The 26,279-nt window shown below is 74.2% G+C and carries 25 protein-coding genes; 13 read left to right on the top strand and 12 right to left on the bottom strand.

All coding sequences use genetic code 11. From position 1 onward, the window contains the following. Positions 1-84 precede the first annotated feature (84 nt). Positions 85-756, top strand: coding sequence for a class I SAM-dependent methyltransferase (locus ACFWU6_RS19300; RefSeq protein ID WP_383982084.1), 672 nt, complete (start codon positions 85-87; stop codon positions 754-756). 17 nt (positions 757-773) lie between these two features. Here the strand turns inward: ACFWU6_RS19300 and ACFWU6_RS19295 are convergent, their stop codons facing one another. Then, positions 774-1,295 (bottom strand): putative immunity protein, encoded by a 522-nt coding sequence (locus tag ACFWU6_RS19295; protein ID WP_383809527.1) that lies wholly within the window; start codon positions 1,293-1,295, stop codon positions 774-776. 307 nt (positions 1,296-1,602) lie between these two features. Between ACFWU6_RS19295 and ACFWU6_RS19290 the strand changes: the two genes are divergently transcribed. The 3 genes from ACFWU6_RS19290 (at position 1,603) to ACFWU6_RS19280 (ending at position 3,964) form a co-directional block, all read left to right on the top strand. Beyond that, positions 1,603-1,842, top strand: a complete 240-nt coding sequence (locus ACFWU6_RS19290; protein WP_383809529.1) for a chaplin — start codon at positions 1,603-1,605, stop codon at positions 1,840-1,842. A gap of 186 nt (positions 1,843-2,028) precedes the next feature. Next, the gene (nadE, locus tag ACFWU6_RS19285) at positions 2,029-2,859 is read left to right on the top strand and encodes an ammonia-dependent NAD(+) synthetase (RefSeq protein ID WP_383809532.1); all 831 of its coding nucleotides are present in this window, start codon (positions 2,029-2,031) and stop codon (positions 2,857-2,859) included. A 100-nt stretch (positions 2,860-2,959) separates the two neighbouring features. Beyond that, positions 2,960-3,964 (top strand): BtrH N-terminal domain-containing protein, encoded by a 1,005-nt coding sequence (locus ACFWU6_RS19280; RefSeq protein WP_383809534.1) that lies wholly within the window; start codon positions 2,960-2,962, stop codon positions 3,962-3,964. 56 nt (positions 3,965-4,020) lie between these two features. Here ACFWU6_RS19280 and ACFWU6_RS19275 read toward each other — a convergent pair whose 3' ends face one another. The 6 genes from ACFWU6_RS19275 to katG all read right to left on the bottom strand — a co-directional run bounded on the left by ACFWU6_RS19275 (position 4,021) and on the right by katG (position 11,625). Then, positions 4,021-5,034: a hemolysin family protein gene (locus ACFWU6_RS19275; protein ID WP_383809537.1), complete on the bottom strand. Its 1,014-nt coding sequence runs from the start codon at positions 5,032-5,034 to the stop codon at positions 4,021-4,023. Beyond that, complete coding sequence (locus tag ACFWU6_RS19270) at positions 5,031-6,371, bottom strand: hemolysin family protein (protein WP_383982082.1); 1,341 nt, start codon at positions 6,369-6,371, stop codon at positions 5,031-5,033. The genes ACFWU6_RS19275 and ACFWU6_RS19270 overlap by 4 nt, the downstream gene beginning before the upstream one ends. 227 nt (positions 6,372-6,598) lie before the next feature. Next, entirely contained in the window at positions 6,599-7,414 is an 816-nt protein-coding gene (locus ACFWU6_RS19265) for an inositol monophosphatase family protein (protein WP_383982124.1), read from the bottom strand. Between the two features lie 19 nt (positions 7,415-7,433). Then, complete coding sequence (locus tag ACFWU6_RS19260; protein ID WP_383809542.1) at positions 7,434-8,390, bottom strand: anti-sigma factor RsbA family regulatory protein; 957 nt, start codon at positions 8,388-8,390, stop codon at positions 7,434-7,436. After that, positions 8,387-9,193, bottom strand: a complete 807-nt coding sequence (locus tag ACFWU6_RS19255) for an MEDS domain-containing protein (protein ID WP_383809545.1) — start codon at positions 9,191-9,193, stop codon at positions 8,387-8,389. The genes ACFWU6_RS19260 and ACFWU6_RS19255 overlap by 4 nt, the downstream gene beginning before the upstream one ends. Positions 9,194-9,393: 200 nt before the next feature. Further along, positions 9,394-11,625 carry a catalase/peroxidase HPI gene (gene katG / locus ACFWU6_RS19250; RefSeq protein WP_383982080.1) on the bottom strand — a complete coding sequence of 744 codons (2,232 nt, stop codon included), beginning with the start codon at positions 11,623-11,625 and terminating at the stop codon, positions 9,394-9,396. 341 nt (positions 11,626-11,966) lie between these two features. Here katG and ACFWU6_RS19245 point away from each other — a divergent pair, with 341 nt between their 5' ends. Then, positions 11,967-12,377 (top strand): Fur family transcriptional regulator, encoded by a 411-nt coding sequence (locus ACFWU6_RS19245; RefSeq protein WP_383809548.1) that lies wholly within the window; start codon positions 11,967-11,969, stop codon positions 12,375-12,377. Here ACFWU6_RS19245 and ACFWU6_RS19240 read toward each other — a convergent pair. Further along, a complete protein-coding gene (locus tag ACFWU6_RS19240) occupies positions 12,347-13,576 on the bottom strand; it encodes a PP2C family protein-serine/threonine phosphatase (protein ID WP_383982078.1) in 1,230 nt (409 codons plus the stop codon). The two genes, ACFWU6_RS19245 and ACFWU6_RS19240, sit on opposite strands and share 31 nt — an antisense overlap. Before the next feature lie 284 nt (positions 13,577-13,860). On the opposite strand from ACFWU6_RS19240, the gene ACFWU6_RS19235 reads away from it, so the two are divergent. The 4 genes from ACFWU6_RS19235 (at position 13,861) to ACFWU6_RS19220 (ending at position 20,995) form a co-directional block, all read left to right on the top strand. Beyond that, complete coding sequence (locus ACFWU6_RS19235) at positions 13,861-17,763, top strand: Pls/PosA family non-ribosomal peptide synthetase (protein WP_383982077.1); 3,903 nt, start codon at positions 13,861-13,863, stop codon at positions 17,761-17,763. Between the two features lie 133 nt (positions 17,764-17,896). After that, a complete protein-coding gene (locus ACFWU6_RS19230) occupies positions 17,897-19,303 on the top strand; it encodes a M1 family metallopeptidase (protein ID WP_383809556.1) in 1,407 nt (468 codons plus the stop codon). 44 nt (positions 19,304-19,347) lie between these two features. Further along, positions 19,348-20,313, top strand: a complete 966-nt coding sequence (locus tag ACFWU6_RS19225; protein ID WP_383809559.1) for an LLM class F420-dependent oxidoreductase — start codon at positions 19,348-19,350, stop codon at positions 20,311-20,313. A gap of 10 nt (positions 20,314-20,323) precedes the next feature. Beyond that, positions 20,324-20,995 (top strand): HAD family hydrolase, encoded by a 672-nt coding sequence (locus tag ACFWU6_RS19220; RefSeq protein WP_383809587.1) that lies wholly within the window; start codon positions 20,324-20,326, stop codon positions 20,993-20,995. 54 nt (positions 20,996-21,049) lie between these two features. Here the strand turns inward: ACFWU6_RS19220 and ACFWU6_RS19215 are convergent, their stop codons facing one another. Continuing rightward, positions 21,050-21,502 (bottom strand): hypothetical protein, encoded by a 453-nt coding sequence (locus ACFWU6_RS19215; protein WP_383809562.1) that lies wholly within the window; start codon positions 21,500-21,502, stop codon positions 21,050-21,052. A gap of 113 nt (positions 21,503-21,615) precedes the next feature. Then, complete coding sequence (locus tag ACFWU6_RS19210; protein WP_383809565.1) at positions 21,616-21,852, bottom strand: DUF5133 domain-containing protein; 237 nt, start codon at positions 21,850-21,852, stop codon at positions 21,616-21,618. A gap of 207 nt (positions 21,853-22,059) precedes the next feature. Here ACFWU6_RS19210 and ACFWU6_RS19205 point away from each other — a divergent pair, with 207 nt between their 5' ends. Further along, positions 22,060-23,037: an alpha/beta fold hydrolase gene (locus ACFWU6_RS19205; protein ID WP_383982075.1), complete on the top strand. Its 978-nt coding sequence runs from the start codon at positions 22,060-22,062 to the stop codon at positions 23,035-23,037. 41 nt (positions 23,038-23,078) lie between these two features. On the opposite strand, the gene ACFWU6_RS19200 is transcribed toward ACFWU6_RS19205, so the two are convergent. After that, the gene (locus ACFWU6_RS19200; protein ID WP_383809570.1) at positions 23,079-23,594 is read right to left on the bottom strand and encodes an O-acetyl-ADP-ribose deacetylase; all 516 of its coding nucleotides are present in this window, start codon (positions 23,592-23,594) and stop codon (positions 23,079-23,081) included. A 114-nt stretch (positions 23,595-23,708) separates the two neighbouring features. Between ACFWU6_RS19200 and ACFWU6_RS19195 the strand changes: the two genes are divergently transcribed. Both ACFWU6_RS19195 and ACFWU6_RS19190 read left to right on the top strand, forming a co-directional pair. Then, positions 23,709-24,836, top strand: coding sequence for a glutamate--cysteine ligase (locus ACFWU6_RS19195; RefSeq protein ID WP_383982073.1), 1,128 nt, complete (start codon positions 23,709-23,711; stop codon positions 24,834-24,836). 188 nt (positions 24,837-25,024) lie between these two features. Beyond that, positions 25,025-25,300, top strand: coding sequence for an isoamylase early set domain-containing protein (locus ACFWU6_RS19190; RefSeq protein WP_383809576.1), 276 nt, complete (start codon positions 25,025-25,027; stop codon positions 25,298-25,300). Positions 25,301-25,328: 28 nt separating this feature from the next. On the opposite strand, the gene ACFWU6_RS19185 is transcribed toward ACFWU6_RS19190, so the two are convergent. Then, positions 25,329-25,565 (bottom strand): DUF6479 family protein, encoded by a 237-nt coding sequence (locus ACFWU6_RS19185; protein WP_383809579.1) that lies wholly within the window; start codon positions 25,563-25,565, stop codon positions 25,329-25,331. Between the two features lie 175 nt (positions 25,566-25,740). Between ACFWU6_RS19185 and ACFWU6_RS19180 the strand changes: the two genes are divergently transcribed. Next, positions 25,741-26,279, top strand: a 539-nt coding sequence (locus tag ACFWU6_RS19180; protein WP_383982071.1) for a MarR family winged helix-turn-helix transcriptional regulator, incomplete at its 3' end; no start/stop codon positions are given.

The raw sequence follows: 26,279 nt of genomic DNA, 5'->3' as shown, positions 1-26,279 counted from the left end.
AGGCAGCACCGGGCCGTCGTGGGCACTCCAGGTGCGCCGGCTTCGGCGGGCAGCCGTGACCCGCGGGGCCGGGCGGTGCCCCCGGTGACCGGACGCCCCGCCCACCTGCGCGCGACGGCCGCCGCCTACGACGCCGTCGCCGTCCGCTACGCCGAACTCTTCCGCGACGCCCTCGACCCGCTGCCGCTGGACCGTGCGGTCCTCGCCGCCTTCGCCGAGCTCGCGCGCACCGCCGACGCCGGGCCCGTCGCCGAACTGGGCTGCGGTCCCGGACCGGTGACGGCGCACCTGCGCGGCCTGGGACTGGACGCCTTCGGCGTGGACGTGTCACCCGTGATGATCGGGCTGGCCCGTGCGGCGTTCCCCGGCCTGCGGTTCGAGGTCGGCTCCATGGACGACCTCCACATCGAGGACGGGGGGCTCGGCGGGATCGTGTCCTGGTACTCGGTCATCCACGTCCCGCCGCGGGAACTGCCTTCCTATCTGGCCGAGTTCCGCAGGGTCCTGGCTCCGGGCGGCCACCTGTTGCTCGCCTTCTTCGAGTCCGAGGGCGGACCGGTGGCGCCGTTCGACCACAAGGTGGCGACGGCCTACCGGTGGCCGATCGACGCCCTCGCGGAGCTGGCGTCCGCGGCCGGTTTCGCCGAAGTCGGCCGGATGCTGCGCGAACCCCGCGAGGACGAGCGGTTCCGCCGCGGCCACCTGCTGATGCGGGCCGCGGCCCGGGAGGCGGGGGAGGGCGGGACGAGCGCCTGAGGGCGCCGTGCGTCCGGTCAGCCGCGCAGGGCCGATTCGAGCTGGTGGCGGTAGGCGTCCAGTCGGCTGCGGCCGGGGGTGAAGACCGGCATCTGGCGCAGCAGGCCGCGGACCGCCGGCGGGGCGTGCTCGACCGCCCACCGGATCTCCGCGTCCCCCGCAGCGGTGTCGTCGCCCGCCGCGAGTTCGCGTGCCCGCGCCACGTACATCGCCGGGGCGAGGGCGTGCTTCGCCTGGTGCGGGGTGGCCAGGGGGTGGATGTACGGGCTTGCCGCGGCGTAACCCGCGGAGCGGGCGGCGGCCGTGGCGACGGGATCGCCGACCTCGCGCGCGGCGGCGAGCGCCGCGAAGGCGAGGTCCCGCAGCCTGGCCGTCCGCTTCCCCGCGCGCGCGAAGGCCCGGATGCCCTCGATCGCCTCGCGGGGGCGGCTGTCGGACGGGGCCCGGGCCTCGAACAGCGGCAGCGCCCGCTCCGCGCAGTCGGCGGCCCAGAGCCCGAGGAGCCGGCGGTCTTCTTCGCTTATCGTCACGTGGGTCACCCGTGCATTGTGCCGTTCACGGCTCTTCCCGTCGCCGGGATCGCGCCCGCCGCCGAAATCGCGCCCGCCGCGTGACGCCCCGCCGCGCGACGCCGCGTACGGCACGACGGCGAGCCGGAAGGTCCGGGCCGGCCGCAGCTCGAGGCCGCCGCTCGGACGGGTGGCCGAGCTCACCCGTTCGAGGGAAGCGGCGCCGCCGGACCAAGCCGCCTCCTCCAGGACGGCGAATGCGGGGTGCGGCCCCCTTCGGGGCCGCGGCGGCGCGTCGCAGGGCGCGCTGCCGACACCCGCAGAAGGAGAACCCCTCATGTCCCGTGTGCTGAAGAGCGCAGCCCTTGCCCTGGCCGCCGGCGCAGTCGTCCTCGGCGGTGCCTCCGTGGCCTCGGCCGACGCCGGCGCCCAGGGCATCGCCGCCGGATCCCCCGGCGTGCTGTCCGGCAACCTGATCCAGATCCCGATCCACATCCCCGTCAACGCCTGCGGCAACACGGTCAGCGTCATCGGCCTGCTCAACCCCTCGTTCGGCAACGTCTGCGTCAACGGCTGACCGGAGCCGGCGCGGCCGCGTGGAACGCAGCGGCGGGCCCCGTCCGGCACCGGACGGGGCCCGCCCCCCGTGCCGTCCCGAGGCCGGGGGATGCCGCTGCGGCCGTGTCGACTAGGGTCGGCGGGACGGCGCCATGAGGAGGGGCCGACCCCGAACGAGCCACACGAACGAGCATGAGGAGCAGCCGTGAGCCAGCCTGCGTCCATCGCCCTGCAGCAGCAGATCGCCCGGGAACTCCAGGTGTCGCAGATCTTCGACGCCGAGCAGGAGATCGAGCGCCGGGTGGCCTTCCTCACCGAGCGGCTCGTCTCCACCGGGATGCGCTCCCTGGTGCTCGGCATCAGCGGCGGAGTCGACTCCACCACCGCGGGCCGGCTCTGCCAGCTCGCCGTCGAGCGGGCCCGTGCGGGCGGCCACGACGCGACCTTCTTCGCCATGCGGCTGCCCTACGGCGTCCAGGCCGACGAGCAGGACGCCCAACTCGCCCTCGGCTTCATTGCTGCGGACCGGGTGCTGACCGTGGACGTCAGGCCCGCGAGCGACGCCGCCCTGGAAGCGTCGCTGGCCGGCGGCACCGTCTTCCGGGACGCCCGCCACCAGGACTTCGTCCAGGGCAACATCAAGGCCCGCCAGCGGATGATCGCCCAGTACGCGGTGGCCGGCGCGCACGAGGGCCTGGTCGTCGGCACCGACCACGCCGCAGAGGCGGTCTCGGGCTTCTTCACGAAGTTCGGCGACGGCGCGGCCGACCTGGTCCCGCTGACCGGTCTGACCAAGCGCCGGGTGCGCGCCGTCGCGGACGCGCTGGGCGCCCCCGCCGAGCTGGTCTGGAAGACCCCCACGGCGGACCTGGAGACCCTCGACCCGGGCAAGGCGGACGAGGACGCGCTCGGCGTCACGTACGACGACATCGACGACTTCCTGGAGGGCAAGCCGATCGGCGAGGAGGCCTTCGCCACGATCACCCGCCGCTACCGGCTCACCGAGCACAAGCGCCAACTGCCGCTCGGCCCGTAGGCGACGCGCCCCGGCCGGCGGCTCCGCGCGTTCGCCCTCCGGACACCCGTGCGGAACGCGCGCGTCGGGCCCGTACCGCCGGCGCGGCTAGGCTGACCGTATGACTGTGCTCGTGTACGAAGACTTCGGCACCGGACGCCACCGAGAGGCCTCCCTGATCCGGCACGCCCTGGGCAGCGCCCACGACGAGGAGCTCGTCGCCGGCCTGGCCGGCGGCATCGGCTTCATGTACTTCGTCTTCGAGTACGAGGGCCTGGCACCCATCGCCACGATCGTGGCCCAGGCCCACCCCGAGCCCTGGGTGCAGGTCGCGCTCGGCCGGCTGGGAATCCCGTATGACGCCACGCGCGCGATGAAGCCCCGCTGGGGCCGGGTCCGTGCGGCCCTCGACGAAGGGCAGCCCGCCTTCTGCGTCGTCGACCGCTCCTCCCTGCCCTGGCACGAGGCCGACCCGGCCGCCGAGATGACCGGTGCCGACCCGTACACCGTCGTGATCGCCGGGTACGACGGCGACGACCTGCTGATCGAGGACGGCGCCGACACCCCGCACCGCATCGACCGGGAGGAGTTCGGGGCCGCGTGGACGGCGCACCGCAAGGGCCGCCACCAGCTGATCGTGCCCACCGGGCCGCCCGAGGGGGAGCCGGACGTGGAAGGGGCGATCGCCTCCACCGTCGCCCACCTCACCGGGCCGGTGCTGGGCAACGCGTTCGACGTGAACTTCGGTTTCACCGGGATGGAGAAGTTCGCCGCGCAGTTGCGCGACAGGACCACGAAGACGGGCTGGGAGCGCCGGTTCGGCAGCTCCCCCGAGGCCTTCCGCGCCGGTACGGGGCGGCTGTACGCCTGCCTGGAGGAGGAGTGGACCGCCCCGGGCGCGACCCGGCCCCTGTACGCGGACTTCCTCGACCTCGTCGGGCGTCCGGAGGCGGCCGGACTCTTCCGGGAGTCCGCCCGGTACTGGTCGGAGCTGGCCGCGCTCGCCCGGGACGCCGACCGGGACGCCGACGCCGAGGGTCGGCGCGCGCTGTTCGAGGCATGTGCGGAGCGCGTGGACCGCTGCGTGGACCTGGAGGGACAGGCCGTCCGGGCGCTGCAGAAGTAGCCCGCGGGGGAGCCGGCGTCCCGTGCCGGGCGGCCGTCCGGCCGCCCGGCGGGGCGTCAGACGGCCTCGCCGACGAGCTCTTCGAGCACGTCCTCCATGGTGACGAAGCCGATCACGGCATCGGTGTCGTCGGTGACGGCCGCCAGGTGGGTGCCGGCGTCGCGCATGGCGTCCATGGTGTCGTCCAGCGGGGTGTCCCGGGCGACCTGCGTGACGGTGTGCAGGTCGCCGACCGGGAAGGGAGCGGTGCGCTCGGTGGCCGCGAGGGCGTCCTTGATGTGCAGGAAGCCCATGATCTCGCCGTCGGAGCCGGTGACGACCAGCCGGGAGAACCCGTGGTCGGCCGCCGTGCGCTCCAGCCCGCGCGGGGTGGTGCCCAGCGGGACGGTGACGAACTCCGCGCGGGGGATCATGATGTCGCCGACCGGCCGCTTGCCGAGCGCGAGCGCGTCCCGCAGGCGTTGCCCGTCCTCGGGGGCCAGGAGTCCGGCCGCGCTGGAGTCCTTCACCAGGCGGGCGAGTTCGTCGTCCGTGAAGACCGCACCGACCTCGTCCTTGGGCTCGACCTTCAGCAGCCGCAGCAGCGCGTTGGCAAGGGCGTTGATGCCGAACACGAAGGGCCGCAGCATGCGGGTGAGGGCGACCAGCGGCGGCCCCAGGAGCAGCGCGGTCGGTACGGGCGAGGCGAGCGCGATGTTCTTCGGGACCATCTCGCCGACCAGCATGTGCAGGTACGTCGCCGCGGCGAGGGCGATGACGAACGCGATGGGGTGGACGAGGGCCTCGGGGACGCCCACCGCCTCGAAGGGGAGCTCCAGCAGGTGGGCGATGGCCGGCTCCGCGACCGCGCCCAGGACCAGCGAGGAGACGGTGATGCCGAGCTGGGCGGTGGCCATCATCGCGGAGATGTGCTCCAGCGCCCACAGGGTGGTCCGGGCCCGCCGGTCGCCCCTCAGGGCGGCCGGTTCGATCTGGCTGCGGCGGACCGAGATCAGGGCGAACTCGGCGCCGACGAAGAAGGCGTTGGTGATCAGGGTGAAGGCACCGATCAGCAGTTGGATCGCGGTCATCGGTGCTCGTCCCCGGAATCGGTGTCGTCGGCGGAAGCGGCGGGCGCGGTGATCGCCACCCGGTCGGCGCGGTGGTGGTCCGTGTCGAGCACCGTGACGTCCCAGCCGTCCACGGCGACGGTGTCGCCCTCGACCGGAATGCGTGCCAGACGGGTGGCGACCAGCCCGGCCAGCGTCTCGTACGGGCCGTCGGGGACGGCGAAGCCGATCTCCCGGAGCTCGTCGACGCGGACGCTGCCGCCCGCCTCCCACGCGGCGCGGCCGTCCTGCTCCGGCACTTCGACGAGGTCGGGGACCTCGATCGGATCGTGCTCGTCGCGGACCGCACCGACGACCTCTTCGACGATGTCCTCGACGGTCACCACGCCCGCGGTACCGCCGTACTCGTCGATGACCACGGCCATGGTGCGGGTCCTGCGGAGCCGGCTGAGGAGGCTGTCCACGGGCAGGGAGTGCGGAACCAGCAGCGGCGGGGTCATCAGCTCGGCCACCGTGGTCGCCGGGCGCTCGTCCTCGTCCAGGGCCAGGACGTCGCGGATGTGGACGGTGCCGACGACCTCGTCCAGGGTGTCGCGGTAGACGGGGAACCGGGACAGGCCCGTGGCCAGCGTCAGGTTCGCCGCGTCGGCCGCGGTGGCGCGGAGCTCCAGCGCCTGCACGTCGATCCGCGGGCTCATGACGTTCTCCGCGGTCAGCTCCGCGAGGTGCAGCGTGCGGACGAACAGCTCGGCCGAGTCCGCCTCGATCGCGCCCTCCCGGGCCGAGTGGCGGGCCAGCGCGACCAGCTCCTCCGGGGTGCGGGCGGACGCCAGCTCCTCGGCGGGCTCCAGGCCGAAGCGCCGGACGAGGCGGTTCGCGGTGTTGTTCAGGTGCCGGATCAGCGGGCCGAAGGCGGCGGTGAAGGCGCCCTGCGGTCCGGCGACGACCTTGGCGACGGCCAGGGGTCGGGAGATCGCCCAGTTCTTCGGAACCAGCTCGCCCACGACCATGAGGACGACGGTGGAGAGGGCGACGCCGAGCAGGGTCGCGACGGTGGACACCGCGCCGGCGGGCAGCCCGGTCGCTTCCAGGGGGCCGCGCAGCAGGGCGGAGACGGACGGCTCGGCCAGCATGCCGATCACCAGCGAGGTGACCGTGATGCCGAGCTGGGCACCGGACAGCTGGAAGGTGAGCCGCTTGGCTGCCTTCAGGGCGCTTTCGGCGCCGCGCTCACCGGCCGCCGCGGCGCGTTCGAGCTCGCTCCGCTCGACGGTGGTGAGGGAGAACTCGGCGGCGACGAACACCGCGCACGCCAGGGTGAGGGCCAGGGCGAGCAGGAGCAGCAGGACTTCGGTCACCGTGCCACCCCCGCTCCCCGGGCCGGACTCTGCGGGCAGGGCGTGGCACGGCGTGGACTGGGAGGTTCACCCATTGCGGGACTTGCGCTCCGTTCGTTTCTCGGTGGACCTCGCGCGGTCCGGACGGCTGATGGTTACGGACAGTATCCGCAACCAGATGGTCAAGGGCAAGTAAAGTGCGGTCCGCTCCAAGGCGGCCGGGACGGCTCGGACGGCGCGGGCCGCCGCTACGGCCTCGACACGTCACCCCGCCGGCCGCGGATCATCGACATCAGCAGGGCATGGGTCCCGGCGTCGGCCGCGGCCACCAGCCCGCGGCCCGCCGGTCCGAGCGGGGCGCCGTCGATCCCGCTGACCACGCAGCCGGCCGCGCGGCACAGGGCGATCCCGGCGGCGAAGTGCACGCTCCCGGACAGGTCGCCGCCGTCGGTGACGTAAGCGGCCCGCCTGCCGGCCGCCACCCAGGCCAGCGCCAGCGTCGTGGACACCACCCGCGGCCGGAACCGCTCGACGAACCCGGGGTGGGCCAGCAGGTCCACGCCCCGGAATCCGGGCGCACCGGGGAACGGCGGGTCCAGGTTGACGTCCACCAGGCCGGTGGCCGCCGTGGGCGCCAACGGCGCGTCGACCCCGTCGCGCCGCACCCGGGCGCTCATGCCGTCGGTGCGGAAGACCTCCCCGGTGAACGGGTCGGCGACCGCCGCCGCACGGTCGCGCAGCGCCACGTTCACCGCCACCAGCATGCTGCCGGCGGCGTAGTTCAGCGTGCCGCACAGGGGATCGACCAGCCACCGGCGCGCGGCGTCGGCCGCGCCGTGCTGCCCACCCTCCTCGCCCAGCACCGCGTCGTCGGGCCGCGCGGTGCGGATGACGTCGAGGATCGCCTTCTCGGCGGCCACGTCGGCGGCGGTGGCGAAGTCCCCGGCGCCCTTGTCGGTGCGGGCGAGCGGTCGGCCGTACAGCCCGCGCACGACGTCGGCGCCGGCCGCCGCCGCGGCCGCCGCGACCTCGGCGTCGTCGGCACGCGTGTACGAATCGATCATGTTGGCGTCGTCCACCAGGTCAGTCCGCCGACAACCGCGTGTGCAGACGGACGGTGGTGCCCGTCCCGGGGGCGGAGCGGATCTCGACGAGGTCGCACAGCTGGTGCACCAGCCACAGGCCGCGGCCCCCGGGCTGCCGGTGGGTGGGGCGGATACGGCCGGCCAGCGGGTCCTCGATGTGCCCGGCGTCGCGGAACTCGCAGACGAGGGCCGAGTCCTGAGTCCAGGTGCGCAGGGTTCCGTGCCCGCCGCCGTGGCGGATGCTGTTGCTCGCGACCTCGGTGGCCGCGAGGAGGAGCTCGCCCAGCCGCGGTTCCGCGACGTTCGCCTCGGCGGCGCAGGCGGCGATCTTGGCCCGGACGGCCGGCAGGCCGCCCCGGGCGTAGTCCAGCTCGTCCAGCGGCCCGCACGGATCGGCGAGCTCCTCGAAGGCGTAGGGGGATTCCCGGTCGTAGCCGTCGCTGGCCACGGCGGTCCCGTCGCGGCGGATGAGGGGATGGCAGCGGGTGAGGGCCCGGAGCGAGTCGCGGTCGTCGTCCGCGGTGTCGTACGGGCACAGCAGCCACCAGGCGGTGCCCTGCGCGAAGGCCAGGTTCAGGAGCCACTCGTGGTACCGCAGCTCGGCGGCCTCCGAAGGCGTGCGCGCCTGGCGCCAGGCGGACTCGCCGATGCCGCGCAGCGGCCGTCCGTCGGCGGAGTGCCGGGCGATCTCGTCCTGCCAGACGGCGAGCAGCCGGCCGGGATTGCGGCCGGGGGCGGCCGCGTCCACGAACGTGACCGACTTGGAGTCCGGGAGCTCGGCGCGCAGCAGGGCCTCGCGGTCACCGGGTACGGAGACGATCACCGCCTCCCGGGCGTCCTGGGCCTCCTCGATGAAGCCGAGGGCGCCCCCCAGGAACTCGTCGTCGCCGAGGTACGGGTAGAGCTCGTGGCGGAAGCCGTCCTGCGGCTGCTCCGACTGAACGGTGACGGTCATCCGAGCACCTCCACCGGCACCTCGGGCACGGCGAATCCGGACAGCTCCCAGGAGAGCCGCACCATCCGGTTGGCGCCCTCGACGACCACCGACCGGTCCGGCAGGTGCTGCGCGGCGTCGACCAGGGCGCGCATCCCGGCGGCGTCGATCAGCTCCACGCCGGCGAAGCACAGCCGGATGGCGGACGTGTGCTGCGCGGCGGCCCGAAGGACGGAGCCGAACGCCTGCGCCCCGTCCGAGTCGATCACCCCTGTCACCTTCCAGCCCTCGCTTCCCGATCTGAACATGTGGAACCCGGGCAGTCCCGGTCGGCTGCCCAGTGTCTGCGGGTGTACACACATGACCTGCTCCAGGTCGAGCGCGTCCCAGGAGCCGGGGAGGTAGGCGCACACCACCGTGGCCCCGTAGAGGGCGGCGACCTCGTCCAGTCCCAGCTCGCTGTCGAGGAGGGCCGGCATGTCCGGTGAGCGGCCCTCACGCGCTTCGCGGCACGCCAGGACACGGACCGACCGGAACCCGTCACGGCTGGCCCTCTTCACCTCCTGTCCCACCGCGGCGACCACGGAGCCCGCGGTGACGAAGGGGTCGATCACCACCGCGGACGCGGGGAACGAACGCAGCCTGCGGACCTCGGCGAGCGGCCCGGGGGACCCGACCACCACGACCCGGTCCCCGAACAGCGCCCCGTCCGCGACGAACGGATCCGAGGCGGCGGGGAAACCCGCGGCACGGTCGACGATCCAGCAGACGTGGTCTCCCACTCCGACTTCGTCAAGCGTCGCCAGCGCTCGCGCCGACCTCACCCGTGCCTCCTCACCGCCGCGTCCAAGCGTACGCCCACCCGAGATCGTCCCGGGGAGCCCCGGCAGCCTGCGACACCCCGCGGGCCGTGTCAATCACGGGGCCGCCGCGGGGCGCGCGCCCGGATCCGGTGGCCGTGAGGGGGCCGCCGGACCGGGGCGTGCGGGCCGGCCCGCCGCGCGGGCCGTCCCGCACGACGTGGTCAGACCAGGTCGAACCGGTCCAGGTTCATGACCTTGTCCCAGGCGGAGACGAAGTCCTTCACGAACTTCTCCTTCGCGTCGTCGCTCGCGTAGACCTCCGCGAGCGCACGCAGCTCCGAGTTCGACCCGAAGACGAGGTCGGCCCGGGTGCCGGTCCACTTGACCTCGCCCGTGGCGGCGTCGCGCGCCTCGAACGTGTTCGCGTCCCCGGACGTCGCCGTCCATGTGGTGCCCAGGTCCAGCAGGTTGACGAAGAAGTCGTTCGTCAGGGACCCCGGCGTCGCCGTCAGGACGCCGTGCGCCGACTGCCCGTGGTTGGCGCCCAGGACGCGCAGACCGCCGACGAGGACCGTCAGCTCGGGGGCGCTCAGGTTCAGCAGGTTCGCCCGGTCGACCAGCAGGTACTCGGCCGGCAGGCGGCTGCCCTTGCCGAGGTAGTTGCGGAACCCGTCGGCGGCCGGCTCCAGCGCCGCGAACGACTCCACGTCGGTCTGCTCCTGCGAGGCGTCCACCCGGCCCGGGGTGAACGGGACGGTGACGGCGTGGCCGCCGGCCTCGGCGGCCCGCTCGACGGCGGCGCCGCCCGCCAGCACGATCAGGTCGGCCAGCGAGATGCCCTTGCCGCCGCTCTGGGCGGAGTTGAAGGACTCCTGGACGCCCTGGAGCGTGCGCAGCACCGTCGCCAGCTGGTCCGGCTCGTTGACCTCCCACCCGCTCTGCGGCTGGAGGCGGACGCGCGCGCCGTTGGCGCCGCCGCGCTTGTCGCTGCCGCGGAAGGACGATGCGGACGCCCACGCCGCAGACACCAGCTGCGCGACCGACAGGTCCGTGGCGAGGACCCGGCGCTTCAGGTCGGCTATGTCGGCGGCGTCGACGGGCTCGTACGCGGCCGCGGGGAGCGGGTCCTGCCACAGCAGCGTCTCGGACGGGACCTCGGGGCCGAGGTAGCGCACGACCGGGCCCATGTCGCGGTGGGTCAGCTTGTACCAGGCCCGGGCGAAGGCGTCCGCGAACGCGGCCGGGCTCTCGTGGAAGCGGCGGGAGACCTGCTCGTAGGCCGGGTCGACCCGGAGCGCGAGGTCGGTGGTCAGCATCGTCGGGGCGTGGCTCTTCGACGCGTCGTGGGCGTCAGGCACCGTACCGGCCCCCGCGCCGCCCTTCGGCCGCCACTGGTGCGCCCCGGCGGGGCTCTTGAACAGCTCCCACTCGTAGCCGAACAGGATGTCGAAGAAGCTGTTGTCCCAGGTGACCGGGGTGGTCGTCCAGGTGCCCTCGAGGCCGCTGGTGATCGTGTCGCCACCCTTGCCGGTGCCGTACGAGTTCTTCCAGCCCAGGCCCTGCTGCTCGAGCGAGGCGGCCTCGGGGTCGTCGCCCACGCTGTCCGCGGGGCCCGCGCCGTGGGTCTTGCCGAAGGTGTGGCCGCCCGCGATCAGGGCGACCGTCTCCTCGTCGTTCATCGCCATCCGGCGGAACGTCTCACGGATGTCGCGGGCCGCGGCCAGCGGGTCCGGGGTGCCGTTGGGGCCCTCCGGGTTCACGTAGATGAGGCCCATCTGGACCGCGCCCAGCGGGTTCTCCAGCTCGCGGTCGCCGGTGTAGCGCTCGTCGTCGAGCCAGGTGGTCTCGGGACCCCAGTAGACGTCCTCGTCGGGCTCCCAGACATCGGCGCGGCCGCCGCCGAAGCCGAAGGTCTCGAAGCCCATCTGCTCCAGGGCGACGTTGCCGGTGAGGATCATGAGGTCGGCCCAGGAGAGGTTCTGGCCGTACTTCTTCTTGACCGGCCACAGCAGACGGCGGGCCTTGTCGAGGTTGGCGTTGTCCGGCCAGCTGTTGAGGGGGGCGAAGCGCTGCTGCCCGGCTCCGGCACCGCCGCGGCCGTCGCTGATCCGGTAGGTGCCGGCGCTGTGCCACGCCATCCGGACCATGAAGGGGCCGTAGTGGCCGAAGTCGGCCGGCCACCAGTCCTGCGAAGTGGTGAGCACCTCCGCGATGTCCCGCTTGACGGCCGGGAGGTCGAGGCTCTTGAACGCCTCGGCGTAGTCGAAGTCCTCACCGAGGGGATTGGCCACGGCCGGGTTCTTGGCGAGGATCTTCAGGTTGAGCCGCTCCGGCCACCACTGGCGGTTTCCGCCGCCCTGGGTCGGGTGCGGGGCGCGGTCGTGCGCGACCGGGCAGCCACCTCCGCCCTCCGTCTTGGCGTCTACGACGATTGCATCATGGTTCTCAGACATGGGAATCCTTCCGGACCAGGCGGATCACGGTGCTCATGAACTGCGTGCGGTGCAACAGCCGAGGCGGTCACCGTTCCGGAGGGTCGCGAGCAGCGGGACGCGGGCGGCCGGTGCCGGCGCCGGCGCCTGCGCTGCGGCACCGCGTAACTCCCGGCGGTGGTCCGTCACTTCGTGCTCCCCTGCCGCTCCGGAGTCGTCCTGTCCCTTGGCTGTGGACGAAACCGATCCTACGATGGACAGAATCCAAGTCAAGAAGAACACCAAGCCCATATTCGATCGGATCCCGGACGGCACCCGTAAACTGCCGCGATCCGGTCACGAGCCCGAAGAGGTGAGCCGAAATGAGTGACCTGCTGGGACGGCTGCGAGAGCGTGGTTGGCGGATGACGTCCCAGCGGCGTGTCGTGGCGGAGGTCCTGGACGGCGACCACGTGCACCTCACCGCCGACGAGGTGCACGCCCGTGCGGTGCAGCGGCTGCCCGAGATCTCCCGGGCGACGGTCTACAACGCCCTGGGCGAGCTTGTCTCCCTCGGCGAGGTCGCGGAGGTCTCCACCGACGGCCGCGCGAAGCGCTACGACCCCAACGCGCACCTCCCGCACCAGCACCTGGTCTGCTCCTCCTGCGGGCTGATCCGGGACGTCCACCCGGCCGGCGACCCGCTGGCCGGGCTCACGGCGCAAGAGCGGTTCGGCTTCACGGTCGCCGAGGTCGAGATCACCTACCGCGGGCTGTGCCCCGCCTGCGCCTGACCCTCGGGCCCGGCGTCCCGCCCGGGGCGCAGCCGTGCCGCGAGGACCGCGACGTCGTCCTCGGCGTGCCGCGCGTCCAGGCCCGCGCACACCAGGTCCACCACCTCCGCCGGCGTCGCCCCGGGCGCCGCGCGCAGGGCGGCGAGCCGCGCCAGGGAGGTGTCGATGTCCTCGCCCCGGCGCTCGACCAGGCCGTCGGTGTACAGCAGCAGCGTCTGGTCCGCGGTGATCGGCCGGCTGTACGCCTCGTACCCGCCGACGCCCGTGCCCAGGGGCGGGCCCACGGGCACCTCCAGCAGCTCGCCCCGGCCGTCCCCCGCGAAGACGGCCGGCGGCAGGTGGCCCGCGCTGGCGAAGTCGGCCTTGCCGCGGGCCGGATCGATCCGTACGAGCAGACAGGTCGCGGGGCGCCGGGCCTCGTCGGCCGCGGACAGGGCGTCCAGCCGGCGCAGCACCCGGTGCGGCGCGAGATCCGTGGCGGCGATCTCGCGCAGGATCGCCCGGTAGGCGTTCATGTCCACGGCCGCGTCCAGACCGTGCCCCATGACGTCGCCCATCACCAGCAGGGTGCGGCCGAAGTGCAGCCGCACCGTCTCGAACCAGTCCCCGCCGACCAGGGCCCGCAGGCCGGCGGGCAGGTAGCGGCTGGCGATCTCCACGTTCGGGTGGGGCCGGCCCGGTTCGGCCAGCAGGGCCCCCTGGAGTGCGAGAGCGGTCCGCTCCGTCGCCGCCAGCCGCCTCGCATGACCGATGTGGATGCCGGCCAGGCCCGCCGCCAGGCGCAGCGTCGCCGTCCCGCGGCCGCCGAACTCCCCGCCGGCCCGCACGACCAGCAGCCGTCCGTGGACCTCGCCCCGACCGGTCAGGGGCAGCGCGACGGCGTGCGCGGACCGCCCCGCCACGCGCCCGGCCCACGTCCCCAGGGGACGCCTCCCCTCCGCGGCCCGGTCCGCGGGCGGGAACGCGGGCTCCGGCGACTCCAGCAGCTCCGCGGCCCCGGCCGCGGCCACCCGCTCGACGTCCCCGCCCGGTCCGACGAGGTCCACGGCCGCCGCGTCACAGAACGCGGGGACCAGGAAGGCGGCCAGCTCCCGGCACGTCTCCCGCTCGTCGTCGGACGTCCCGATCCGTTCGAGCGCCTCCTCCAGGGCGTGCGGGCGCGCGTCCGATCCGTCCCGCTCCGACACGATGCCCGTCACCCCCGTCTCCCTGCCTGCCCGTCGAGGAGGGCATTCCACCAGCCGCCGCCCGTTTCGCGCAGGGACGCACGGCGTGTCCCCGTGCGGGTAGGCCGTCCGGGGTGCGGGTCGCGGCACCCGGCGGCCCCCCTGCCGTTGCTTCCCGGCCACGCGCAAGCCTTCGACATGAGGAAACCTGACGACGCACTAGAGTTGCGGGTTGTTCGACGCTGGACGGAACAACCCGGGCGAACCCGGGCTCCGCCGGCGGCCGGGACGCATCCGGGAACGAAACGCGAGGGCCGATGGCAGCCACACCTGAGCACGGGGAACTCACTCTGCTCGACGACGGCGACGCGCGCGAGGAGCCCGCGAAGTCCGCCCGGTTCTCCGCCGGGCCCGCCGCCCCCGCCCGCACCCTCGTCGACGTCTTCGAGTCCTCCGTACGGGCCCACCCCGACGAGCCGGCCCTGGACGACGGCACCTCCCGGCTGACCTACCGGGCCCTGGCCGCCGAGGTCGAGCGCCGCGGGCGCGCCCTGGCGGCCGCCGGGGTGGGGCTCGGCGACCGGGTCGGCGTACGGGTGCCGTCCGGCACCAACGAGCTGTACGCGGCCATCCTGGCCGTGCTGTCCGTGGGCGCCGCCTACGTGCCGGTCGACGCCGAGGACCCGGACGAGCGCGCCGAGCTGGTCTTCGGCGAGGCGGGCGTGCGGGCCGTCCTGGGCGCCGGGGGACGCATCGACACCACCGGCTCCGGGGACGCGGGCGCCCGCGCCGCGCGGCCGGGCACCGGCCACGATGCCTGGGTCATCTTCACCTCCGGCTCCACCGGCAAGCCCAAGGGCGTCGCCGTCAGCCACCGCAGCGCCGCCGCGTTCGTGGACGCCGAGGCCGCGCTGTTCCTCGCCGAGGAGCCCATCGGCCCCGGCGACCGGGTCATGGCCGGACTGTCCGTCGCCTTCGACGCCTCGTGCGAGGAGATGTGGCTGGCCTGGCGCCACGGCGCCTGCCTCGTGCCCGTGCCCCGGTCCCAGGTGCGCAGCGGCGCCGACCTCGGCCCCTGGCTCGCGGAGCAGGAGATCACCGTGGTCTCCACGGTGCCGACCCTGGCCGCGCTCTGGGAGCCCGAGACCCTCAACGAGGTCCGGCTGCTGATCTTCGGCGGGGAGGCCTGCCCGCCCGAACTGACCCAGCGCCTGGTCACCGAGGGCCGCGAGGTCTGGAACACGTACGGCCCCACCGAGGCCACCGTCGTCGCCTGCGCCTCGCTGCTGACCGGCGAGGAACCGATCCGCATCGGCCTCCCGCTGAACGGCTGGGAACTGGCCGTGGTCGACGAGTCCGGCGAGCCCGTGCCCATGGGCGGCAGCGGCCAGCTCGTGATCGGCGGCGTGGGCCTCGCCCGCTACCTCGACCCCGCGAAGGACGCCGAGAAGTACGCCCCTCTGGAGTCCCTCGGCTGGGAGCGCGCCTACCGCAGCGGCGACCTCGTCCGCGCGGAACCGGAGGGCCTGGTCTTCCTCGGCCGCGGCGACGAGCAGATCAAGCTCGGGGGGCGCCGGATCGAGCTCGGCGAGGTGGACGCCGCGCTCCAGGCCCTGCCCGGCATCGCCGGGGCGGCCGCCGCCGTCCGCACGGCGCGCAGCGGCAACCAGCTGCTCGTCGGCTACCTCGTCACCCAGGAGGGCTGGGACCGCGCCGCGGCCGTCGAGCGGCTGCGCGCCGAGCTTCCCGCGGCGCTCGTGCCGCTGCTCGCACCCGTCGACGACCTGCCGACCCGCACGTCCGGCAAGGTCGACCGCGCCGCACTGCCCTGGCCGCTGCCCGGCCTGGAGACCACCGGCCCCGCCGAGCAGCTGTACGGCACCGAGGCCTGGCTCGCAGAGCAGTGGAGCGAGACCCTAGGCGTGGCCGTCACCGCCGCCGACGACTTCTTCGCGATCGGCGGCAACAGCCTCGCCGCCGCCCAGCTCACCACCCGGCTGCGCACCCGCTACCCGCGCGCGGCCGTGGTCGACATCTATCAGCAGCCCACCCTGCGCAAACTGGCCCGACGGCTGGAGAAGTCCGTACAGGACGACGGCGCGCCCCGGACCGTCGCACCCGTGCCGCTCCGGGCCAAGGCGGCGCAGTCCCTCCTGCTGCTCCCGCTGTTCACCCTGGTCGGCCTGCGCTGGATGGTGGTGCTGCTGGCCCTGGGCAACGTACTGCACCGCTTCGGCCCGTATCCGTGGGCCCCGACCGCCTCGTGGTGGCTCGTCGCCGCCGGCGCGGCGCTGTTCCACAGTCCGCCGGGCCGGCTCGCCCTCGCGGCCGGCGGCGCCCGCCTGCTGCTGCGCGGGGTGACGGCCGGGCGCCACCCGCGCGGCGGGAGCGTGCACCTGCGGCTGTGGACGGCCGAGCGGCTCGCCGAGTGCGTCCGCGCGACCTCTCTCACCGGCTCCTGGCTGGAGCGCTACGCCCGCGCCCTGGGCGCCAAGATCGGCCCCGAGGCGGACCTGCACTCGCTGCCGCCGGTGACGGGCATGCTCAAGCTCGGCCGCGGCTGCGCCGTGGAGTCCGAAGTGGACCTCTCCGGGCACTGGCTGGACGGGGACCGCCTCGAAATCGGCCCGGTCAAGGTCGGCGCGGGCGCCGTCGTCGGCACCCGCAGCATCCTCTTCCCCGGCGCGCGCGTCGGCAAGCGGGCCGAGGTGGCCCCCGGCTCCGCCGTGGTCGGACAGATCCCCACCGGTCAGCGCTGGGCCGGAGCGCCCGCCGGCAAGCTCGGCAAGGCCAAGCACAACTGGCCCGACGGGCGCCCGCCCCGTCCGCTGCACTGGCGCGCCGTCTACGGGGCCACCGGCTTCTGCCTCACGGCCCTGCCGGTGCTCTGCGCCCTGCCCGCCCTGTTCGTGGTGAGCCTGTTCGTACCCGCCGGCGCCGCCCTCGCCGAGGCACTGCGGGGGGCACTGCTGGCCGTGGTGCCCGCGGCGCTCGTCTTCGGCTTCGCGTACGCACTGCTGCTGCTGGTCACGGTGCGCCTGCTCAGCCTCGGGCTGCGGACCGGGAGCCATCCGACGCACAGCAGGATCGGCTGGCAGGCCTGGACGGTGACCCAGCTGATGGACCTGTCCCGGGAGACGCTCTTCCCGCTGTACGCCGGGCTGATCACGCCGGTGTGGCTGCGGCTGCTCGGCATGCGGATCGGCCGGGGCGCGGAGGTGTCGACCGTGCTCGCGCTGCCCAGCCTGACCACCGTCGGCGAGGGCGCGTTCCTCGCCGACGACACCCTCACCGCCCCCTACGAGCTGGGCGGGGGCTGGATGCGGATCGGACACTCCGAGATCGGCCGCCGGGCCTTCCTCGGCAATTCGGGCATGACCGCGCCGGGCCGCACGGTGCCGGACGACGGACTGGTCGGCGTGCTGTCCGCCACCCCGAAGAAGGCCAAGAAGGGCAGCTCCTACCTGGGCCTGCCGCCGGTCCGGCTGCCGCGCTCCGCCGCGGACTCCGACCAGAGCCGGACGTACGACCCGCCCGCGCGGCTGCTGTGGGCCCGCGGGCTGGTGGAGCTGTGCCGGCTCGTCCCGGTCTTCTGCTCGGCCGCGCTGGCCGTGCTCACCGCGGCGGCGCTCTGCGCGCTGGCCGGGACGCGCGGTCCGGGGATCTGGGTGGCGGCCCTGCTGTCGGGAGCGGTCCTGCTCGCCGCCGGCGCCGCCGCCTGCCTGGTCGCCGTGGCGGCGAAGTGGCTGCTCGTGGGCCGGCACCGGGCGGCGGAGCACCCGCTGTGGAGCGGCTTCGTGTGGCGCAACGAGCTGGCCGACACCTTCGTCGAGGTCCTGGCCGTACCGTGGCTGGCCGGATCGGTGCCCGGGACGCCGGTGCTGGCCCTGTGGCTGCGCGCGCTCGGCGCCCGGATCGGCCGAGGCGTGTGGTGCGAGAGTTACTGGCTGCCCGAGACGGACCTGGTCGAGCTCGGCGACGCGGTCAGCGTGAACCGGGGCTGCGTACTGCAGACGCACCTCTTCCACGACCGGATCTTGAGGACGGATACTGTGGTCCTCCGCGAGGGCGCCACCCTGGGCCCGGGCGGAATCGTCCTGCCCGGGAGTACGATCGGGGCCCGCAGCACACTGGGTCCCGCGTCTCTCGTGATGGCCGGGGAATCCGTCCCCGCCAACACCCGCTGGCTGGGCAATCCGATCGAGTCGTGGCGGTCCTGAGCGGGCCGTCCCGGCACGCTTCCCGCCCGGCTCCCGGCCGTCCCGGGCCGTCCGTGCGCCGGTCGGGTGCCGCGGCAGCGGCGGTGGCACACCAGCACGTCGTACGAGCACAGCGCAGGGAGCGGAAGCGGCAGTGAGCGGCCAGAAGACAGCGGCATCGGACCCGTACTTTCCGGCCAACGGCGACCCCCGTTACCGCGTGCACCGGTACGAACTCGCTCTGGAGTACCGCCCGGGCCCCAACCGGCTGGCGGGCACGGCCCGGCTCAGCGCCATCGCGGGGCGGGCGCCCCTCACCGAGTTCCACCTGAACCTGGCCGAGTTCAGGGTCGGCCGGGTGCTGGTGAACGGGCGGGCGCCGCACTACGCCCACCGCGGCGGCAAGCTCCGCGTCCGGCCCGCCAAGCCGCTGCCCGCCGGCGCCGCCTTCACCGTGGAGGTCCAGTGGGCGGGCAACCCCAGACCGGTGCGCAGCCCGTGGGGGGGCATCGGGTGGGAGGAGCTGACCGACGGCGCGCTGGTGGCCAGCCAGCCGGTCGGGGCGCCCTCCTGGTACCCGTGCAACGACCGGCCCGCGGACAAGGCCTCCTACCAGATCTCCGTCAACACACCCTCCCCCTACACGGTGGTGGCGGGCGGGCGGCTGCTCACCCGGACGACGCGGGCCAGCACGACCACCTGGGTGTACGAGCAGTCCGCGCCGACCTCCAGCTACCTCGTGGGCCTGTCGATCGGGATGTACCAGACGGTGCTGCTCGGCGAGCCCGGGCTCGGCGGGGTTCCGCAGAGCGCCCACGTGCCGGCGCACCTCCTGCCCCGCTTCTCCCGGGACTTCGCCCGACAGCCCGCCATGATGCGGCTGTTCGAGGAGATCTTCGGCCCCTACCCCTTCGGGGAGTACGCGGTCGTCGTGGCTGACGAGGAACTGGACGTCCCGGTCGAGGCCCAGGGGCTGTCGCTGTTCGGCGCCAACCACGTGGACGGCGTCCGCGGTTCGGAGCGGCTCGTCGCCCACGAGCTCGCGCACCAGTGGTTCGGCAACAGCGTGACCATCGCCGACTGGCGGCACATCTGGCTGAACGAGGGATTCGCGAAGTACGCGGAATGGCTCTGGTCCGAGCGCTCGGGCAGCCGCACGGCACACGCGCTGGCGGCCACCGCCCACCGGCTGCTGTCCCTCCGGCCGCAGGACCTGCGGCTGGCCGACCCGGGCCGCAAGCTGATGTTCGACGACCGGCTGTACCAGCGCGGCGGCCTCACGGTGCACGCGATCCGCTGCGCCTTGGGCGACGACGCGTTCTTCCGCATGCTGCGCGAGTGGGCCTCCGTGCACCGCCACGGGGTGGTGACCACCGCGGGCTTCACCGCCCACGTCTCCCGCTACGCCGCCGAGCCGCTGGACGAGCTGTTCTCGGCCTGGCTGTACGAGCCCGCACTCCCGCCGCTGCCCCCCGCGCCCGTACCGCCGTCCGTACCCGCGAGGCCCGCGTACCCGCCCACGAACGGCGGTGCGGCGGGCCGGGGCAGGGCCACCGCGTGACGGGAGGGGAGGTTTCGCGCGGCTCGGGCGGGTAGGCGCAGTCCATGGTGAGCATCGGGTACACGATGATGACCGAGCAGGCCGGGCCCCGTGAGCTGGTGTCCCACGTGGTGGGGGCGGAACGGGCGGGCTTCGACTTCTCCGTCGTCTCAGACCACTTCTTCCCCTGGCTGGACTCGCAGGGACACGCCCCGTACGCGTGGAGCGTCCTGGGGGCGGCCGCGCAGGCCACCTCCCGGATCCCGCTGATGACGTACGTGACGTGTCCGACCTTCCGGTACCACCCCGCCGTGATCGCGCAGAAGGCCGCCACCGTGCAGCTGCTGTCCGAGGGGCGCTTCCGGCTCGGCCTCGGGTCGGGTGAGAACCTCAACGAGCACGTCGTCGGAGGCGGCTGGCCCGCCGCCCACGTCCGGCTGGAGATGCTCGAAGAGGCCGTCGGGATCATCCGCTCCCTCTTCGACGGGGAGTACGTCAGCCACCACGGAGCCCATTTCGACGTCGAGAACGCGAAACTGTGGGACCTTCCCGACCAGGCGCCCCCCATCGGCGTCGCCGTCTCGGGCAGCCGCTCCTGCGAGCTCGCCGGCCGGCACGCGGACCTCGTGATCGCCACCGAGCCGAAGCGCGAGCTGCTGGACCTCTTCGACGCGAACGGGGGCGCGGGCAAACCCCGCGTCGGACAGTTGCCCGTCTGCTACGACACCGACCGCGAAGCGGCGGTGGCCCGCGCGCATGACCAGTTCCGGTGGGCCCTCGGCGGCTGGAAGGTCAACGCCGAACTGCCCGGCCCGGCGGGCTTCGCCCAGGCCTCCGCGCACACGCGGCCCGAGGACGTGGCGGCCGCCATTCCCTGCGGTGACGACGTGGACGCGTTCGTCGAGGCGGTGCGCCCCTACGCCGACGCCGGGTTCACCGAGGTGGCCCTGGTCCAGATCGGCGGGGACCACCAGGAACCCTTCCTCGCCTGGGCGGAGCACAAGCTCCTCCCGGCCCTGCGGGAACTGTGAGGACCCGGCCGTGGACCGGGCCGCGCTCTTCGACGTCGACGGCACCCTCGCGGACACCAACCACCTGCACGTGACGGCGTGGTGGGAGGCTCTGCGCCAGAGCGGCCACACGGTCCCCATGCACGCCATCCACCGGGCCGTCGGCCTGCCCGGCGAGGACCTCCTCGACCACCTCCTGGGGGACGACCGCGACCGCGGGGAGGACGACCGGATGAGCGCGGCGCACGACACCCTGTACGCCACGTACTTCGACCGGCTGCCCGCCCTGGACTCGGCCGCCGAGCTGCTGCGGGAACTGGCGTCGGCGGGCTGGAAGGTCCTGCTGGTCACCTCGGCCAAGGACCGGGAGCTCACCGCCCTGCGCCGGGCCATCGACGCCGACGACGCACTCACCGACACCGCCACCTCCGACGACGTCGAGCAGGGCAAGCCGGCCCCCGATCCCGTCCTGCACGCCTTGGGGCTGGCCGGGGTCCCCGCGGAACGGGCCGTGTTCGTCGGCGACACGGTGTGGGACATGGAGGCCGGCACCCGGGCCGGCGTGCGGTGCGTGGGCCTGCTCTGCGGCGGAATCCCGCGGGCCGACCTGGAGGAGGCGGGCGCCGCCGCCGTGTACCGGGACCCGGCGGACCTGCTGGACGGCCTCGGCCGCAGCCCGTTCGCGGCGGTACCGGCCGGATGACGGGACCGCGACCGCCGGCCGCCCGGCCCGCGGTCGCCGCGCCGCCGCCGGGTGTCAGGACTGCGACTGCGGGGGAGTCGCCGTGTGGTCGGGGTGGTGGCGGGTGCGCCGCTCCTCTTTCAACCGGGCCTCGTACAAGTGGTCCCGGCCGTCGGCGAGCGCGTCGCGGACGGCCCGCTCGACCTCGCCGAAGGGCCGGTAGTAGGACGAGTCGTAGGCCTCCACGATCTGGAAGGTCCAGTGCCCCGGAATGACGTTGCGGCCGATGATCTCCTTCTCGACGAGGGCCGCCTGCTCCTCGTGCCCGGCTTCCCGCAGCAGCCGCACGGCGTCGTCGAGTTCGAAGTCCGCCGTGCCGGTCAGCTGGTGGAAGCCGTAGAGGTGGCCGCGGGCCCGCTCCGTCGTCTCCAGGGCCTTCGACAGGGCGCCCAGGGCCCGTACCGTCTTGTCGTCGACACCGTCGGGCACTTGGTGTGCCGCGTCCTTCTCGTTGTTCGCGCTGTCCATGTCCCTGTGCTCCCCCTCGGCGGGCGTCCCGGTCGCGGGATTGCGCCGTGCGGCCGCCGACCCGCCCGCCGATGAGCTAATCCGCGCCGCCGTGCGGCTGTGCGGCCGCACGCTCAGGACGCCGCGGCCGTCAGCAGGGAGTCGTCGAGGGTGTCCGCCCCGGGGAGGCGGTGCCGGGCGGCCACCAGGGCGGCATCGATGCTGGAGGTGCCCGTAGCCACGCACAGGGCCCGGGCCACGTCCCGGATCTCCTCGCGCACGGGGGAGGGGCCGTCGGAGGCGTCGAGCACCGAGAGGGCCCAGTAGCGTTCGACGAGGCCGGGCAGGACGGCGGGGTGGGCCATCAGCATGTCAGGTTCCTTCCGACAGGAGCGGATCACTGAAGCCCCCTTGCCCCCATCCGGCCCGCCCAATCACACCCCGGCGCGGGCCGTCCCGAGCCCCCGCGGCCGCGCCGGTTTGCCGAACCGGCAACAGGGCTCCCACCGCTGACTCCGTGCGGCCGATGATGAACGTGCCGATCCCGGCGCACGACAGGTACGAACCCCGGAGGCTCCATGTCGCAGGCCGCGCACGCCGTCCACCGGACGGTCCCCTCGCCCGCGGGCCGCATCCACCTGGTGGAACAGGGCGTCGGCCCGCTGGTGCTGCTGGTGCACGGCTTCCCGGAGTCCTGGTACTCCTGGCGCCACCAGCTGCCGGCCCTGGCCGCCGCCGGGTACCGCGCGGCCGCCGTCGACGTGCGCGGCTACGGTCGCTCCTCCCGGCCCGCGGCCACGGACGCGTACCGGATGCTCCACCTGGTCGAGGACGCTGCCGCCGTGGTCCACGCCCTCGGCGAGCGGACCGCGGCGATCGTCGGCCACGACTGGGGCGCGAACATCGCGGCCACCTCCGCTCTGCTGCGGCCGGACGTCTTTCGCGCCGTCGGACTGCTCGGCGTCCCCTACACCCCCCGCGGCGGCCCCCGGCCCAGCGAGGTGTTCACCGGGATGGGCGGGGACGAGGAGTTCTACGTCTCCCGCTTCCAGGAGCCCGGCCGCGTGGAGGCCGAGATCGAGCCCGACGTCCGAGGCTGGCTCGGGGGCTTCTACGCCGCCTTCGCCGGCGACACCATGCCGGCCGCCGACGCACCCGACCCGCACTTCGCCGACCGGGGCGGGACCCTCCGCGACCGCTTCCCCGACGGTCCGCGCCCGGCCTGGCTCGGCGCGGAGGACCTCGACTTCTACGCCGGGGAGTTCGAGCGCACCGGTACCGGCGGAGCACTCGCCCGCTACCGGAACATGGACCGGGACTGGGAGGACCTCGCAGCCTTCGACGGAGCCCCCCTCACCCAGCCGTCCCTGTTCATCGGCGGCGCCCTGGACGCCTCCACCGTCTGGCTCGCCGGTGCGATCGAGGCGTACCCCACCACCCTGCCCGGCCTGGTCTCCTCGCACATCCTCGAAGGCTGCGGCCACTGGATCCAGCAGGAGCGCCCCGCCGAGGTCAACGACATCCTGACCGGCTGGCTGGCCTCCGTCCCCTCCTGAACGCGAAGCCCACCCGGACACCGGGGCCGCGCCCGGGGCGTTCAGCGCTTCAGGGCCCGGGCGAAGACCTCGTGGGCCGCCGCGTCGAAGAGCACGAAGCGGACCTCCTCCACCGGGGCCGCCGCGGCCGCGCGGACGGTCTCCACCGCGATGCGGGCGCCGTCGTCCATGGGCCAGCCGAAGACGCCGGTGGAGACGGCGGGGAAGGCGACCGTACGGGCGCCCAGCTCGGCCGCGACGCGCAGGGACTCCCGGTAGCACGAGGCCAGCAGCGCGGAGCGGTCCTCGTCGGGGGACCAGACCGGACCCACCGTGTGGATCACCCACCGGGCCGGGAGCAGGCCCGCCGTGGTGGCGACCGCCCGGCCCGTCGGCAGGCCCTTCCCGTACCGGGAGGCGCGCAGTGCCCGGCAGGCGGCGAGGATCTCCGGGCCGCCGCGGCGGTGGACGGCTCCGTCCACGCCCCCGCCGCCGAGGAGGGAGGAATTCGCGGCATTGACCACCGCGTCCACCCGCTCGGCGGTGATGTCGCCCTGGACGAGGGTGATACGGACCATGGTGTTCCCTTCGTGTCGGCCGGTGCGGCGACGGGCCGTGGCGCAGTCTCGCATGAGCCTCGGCGCGAGGGGCACAGGCGGTAGTGCAAGAGATCGAAGACCGATAGGGGCATTGTGCGAAGCGTTGGCGTGGAAGAAGAACTGCTGCTGGTGGACGCGGGCAGCGGTGAACCGTTGGCGCTGTCGGGTGCCGTGCTGGCGGCCGCGAACCGGTCCGCCCGGCAGCAGCCGGACAGTGGCGACGGCGGCACGCCGGGCCACACCTTCGAGAAGGAGCTGCACCGGGAGCAGCTGGAGTTCGCCACGAAGCCGGTGACGGAGATGGGCGAGCTGCTGGAGGAGATCGTCCGGTGGCGGGCCGAGGCCGCCCGCCACGCGGCCTCCGAAGGGGCCGTGGTGGCGGCCCTGGCGACCTCGCCGCTGCCCGTCCGGCCCTCACTGAGCACGGGCAAGCGGTACGAGTGGGTGGCCGATCAGTTCGGGCTGACGGCGCAGGAGCAGCTGACGGGCGGCTGCCACGTCCATGTGTCGGTCGAGTCGGACGAGGAGGGTGTGGCGGTACTGGACCGGATCCGGCCGTGGCTCGCCGTCCTGACGGCGATGAGCGCCAACTCGCCGTTCTGGCAGGGACAGGACAGCGGGTACGCGAGCTACCGCAGCCGGGTGTGGAACCGGCTGCCGTCGGCCGGCCCGATGGACGTCTTCGGGTCCGCCGACCAGTACCACGAGCAGGTGCACGCCCTGGTCGACACCGGTGTGCTCCGCGACAAGGGCATGATCTGGTTCGACGCCCGCCTGTCGGCCACCTACCCCACGGTCGAGGTGCGGGTCGCGGACGTCTGCCTGGAGGCGTGGACCCCCGTCCTGCTGGCCGCCCTGGTACGCGGCCTCGTCGAGACCGCCGCGCGGCAGTGGCGGGCCGGCGAGCCCCCGGCCCGGATCGGCACCGGCCTGCTGCGCCTCGCCTCCTGGCGCGCCGGCCGCTCCGGCCTGGACGGCCCGCTGCTGCACCCCGCGACGATGCGGGAGACCTCCGCCGCGAGCGCCGTGGAGGCGCTCTACCAGCACGTCAGGCAGGCCCTGGTGGACCACGGCGACGACGCACTCGTCCGCGAGGGCATCGCCCGACTGACGGAGCGGGGCAACGGAGCCCGCATCCAGCGCGAACTGCTGCGCACCGGCGGCGACCTGGCCGAGGTGGTCACCCACTGCGCACGGATCACCGCGGAGCCGACCTCCTGACGGAGCCGGCTCCGGCCGGGGGTCCACCCGGGGACCGTCACGCTCCGTGTACGTCGACGCGCAGACCGGGACGCCTTGTGTCACGCTGAACTCGGCCGTAGGAACAGCCGACCGGCGTCGCCCGCTCGCGTCCTCGTCGGCGCGTCGTGGTGCGGGCGGCCCCCCGATCCTGCTTGAGGAGCTCTCCCGTGCTGGAACGTAAATTGCGCAAGGACCGGACCGAGGTCACCTTCGTGCTGCCCGCGGACCGGCCGCCGGGCCAGGTGAGCGTCGTGGGCGACTTCAACGACTGGCAGCCCGGCACGCACCCGCTGAAACTCCGCAAGGACGGCAAGCGTGCGGTGACCGTGGAGCTGCCCGCGGCGAGCACCCACGCCTTCCGGTACCTCGCGGCGGGCGACTACTGGTTCAACGACGACAGCGCCGGCGATCAGGACGGCCCCAACAGCCGTCTGCACACCTGATCGTCCGGCGCCCCGACCCGGCCCCGTGTCAGCCCTGGGGCCGGGTCCCCTGCTGACCGGAGTCGTCCGGCGTCTCCCAGGAGTCCTGCCGCGCCTGCGCCGCAGGACTCTGGTCCGCGGGACGCGCGCCGGGGTCCTTGCGGGCCGCGGTGCGCCGGCTGCCGTACCAGAAGGCGGCGATCAGCAGCGCGGCCACGACCACGCCGGCCACGATCAGGAGGAGGGACGAGGTGCTGGAGGCCGCGAGGGGAACAGTTGTGATCATGCGCTGCGTCTACCCGCAATCGCGCGCCTTGCACAGCGAAGCGCCGCCCCGCTCGCAGCGCGACCGCGGCGCCGCGCAGCGCTGGGCCGTACGGACCGGCGGGAGGGGGAGGCCCGGGCCGCCGCGTCACCGTCCCCGTCCCCGACGGGAGCTCCGCGCGGGATAGTCTGTGCCGGTGGAGGCGGCCGACCGGCGAGGAGACGACGAATCCCGTGCCGAGCGGCCCAGCGCCGCCGACGCGCGGCTGCTGGCCATGGCCCGCCACCTGCGCCGCGTCAACGGCGAGATGAACGCCCTGATCCACCGCTTCGCGGGCGAGCAGAACCTCCACGCCACCGACATCCAGGCCCTCGGCGCCATCCTCGACGCGCAGACCCCGCTGACGCCGGGGCGGCTCGGCCAGCACCTCGGCCTCACCTCGGGCTCCGTCACCGCCTGCCTGGACCGGCTGGAGAGGGCGGGACACGTACGCCGTGTCCGCGACTCCGCGGACCGGCGGGTCGTCCACCTCTACTACGAACCCGCCGCCCGCAAGGTGGCCTCCGAGCACTTCCGCGTCCTGGCCCGGGCCACGGAGCGGGCCCTGCGGCGCGCGGGAGAGGACGACGCGTCCGCCGCACTGAGGTTCCTGGACCTGCTCGGCGAGGAGTTCTCCGCCGGCGAGCGGCTCGCGCCCCGTCAGCCGGTGTTCTTCGACGGCCGGCTCAGACGCCC

It is taken from the genome of Streptomyces sp. NPDC058674, assembly GCF_042716505.1.
Classification (GTDB): Bacteria; Actinomycetota; Actinomycetes; order Streptomycetales; family Streptomycetaceae; genus Streptomyces.
This window is presented reverse-complemented; position numbering and strand designations above follow the sequence as displayed.

Bases quoted from the DNA above. Each gene is read 5' to 3' on its own strand.
- ACFWU6_RS19245 (WP_383809548.1), top strand. From the start codon at position 11,967: ATGAGTGACCTGCTGGGACGGCTGCGAGAGCGTGGTTGGCGGATGACG.
- ACFWU6_RS19210 (WP_383809565.1), bottom strand. From the start codon at position 21,852: ATGCTGATGGCCCACCCCGCCGTCCTGCCCGGCCTCGTCGAACGCTAC.
- ACFWU6_RS19215 (WP_383809562.1), bottom strand. From the start codon at position 21,502: ATGGACAGCGCGAACAACGAGAAGGACGCGGCACACCAAGTGCCCGAC.
- ACFWU6_RS19185 (WP_383809579.1), bottom strand. From the start codon at position 25,565: ATGATCACAACTGTTCCCCTCGCGGCCTCCAGCACCTCGTCCCTCCTC.
- ACFWU6_RS19280 (WP_383809534.1), top strand. From the start codon at position 2,960: ATGACTGTGCTCGTGTACGAAGACTTCGGCACCGGACGCCACCGAGAG.
- ACFWU6_RS19260 (WP_383809542.1), bottom strand. From the start codon at position 8,390: ATGACCGTCACCGTTCAGTCGGAGCAGCCGCAGGACGGCTTCCGCCAC.
- ACFWU6_RS19290 (WP_383809529.1), top strand. From the start codon at position 1,603: ATGTCCCGTGTGCTGAAGAGCGCAGCCCTTGCCCTGGCCGCCGGCGCA.
- ACFWU6_RS19200 (WP_383809570.1), bottom strand. From the start codon at position 23,594: ATGGTCCGTATCACCCTCGTCCAGGGCGACATCACCGCCGAGCGGGTG.
- katG (WP_383982080.1), bottom strand. From the start codon at position 11,625: ATGTCTGAGAACCATGATGCAATCGTCGTAGACGCCAAGACGGAGGGC.
- ACFWU6_RS19265 (WP_383982124.1), bottom strand. From the start codon at position 7,414: ATGATCGATTCGTACACGCGTGCCGACGACGCCGAGGTCGCGGCGGCC.
- ACFWU6_RS19205 (WP_383982075.1), top strand. From the start codon at position 22,060: ATGTCGCAGGCCGCGCACGCCGTCCACCGGACGGTCCCCTCGCCCGCG.
- ACFWU6_RS19235 (WP_383982077.1), top strand. From the start codon at position 13,861: ATGGCAGCCACACCTGAGCACGGGGAACTCACTCTGCTCGACGACGGC.
- ACFWU6_RS19225 (WP_383809559.1), top strand. From the start codon at position 19,348: ATGGTGAGCATCGGGTACACGATGATGACCGAGCAGGCCGGGCCCCGT.
- ACFWU6_RS19275 (WP_383809537.1), bottom strand. From the start codon at position 5,034: ATGACCGCGATCCAACTGCTGATCGGTGCCTTCACCCTGATCACCAAC.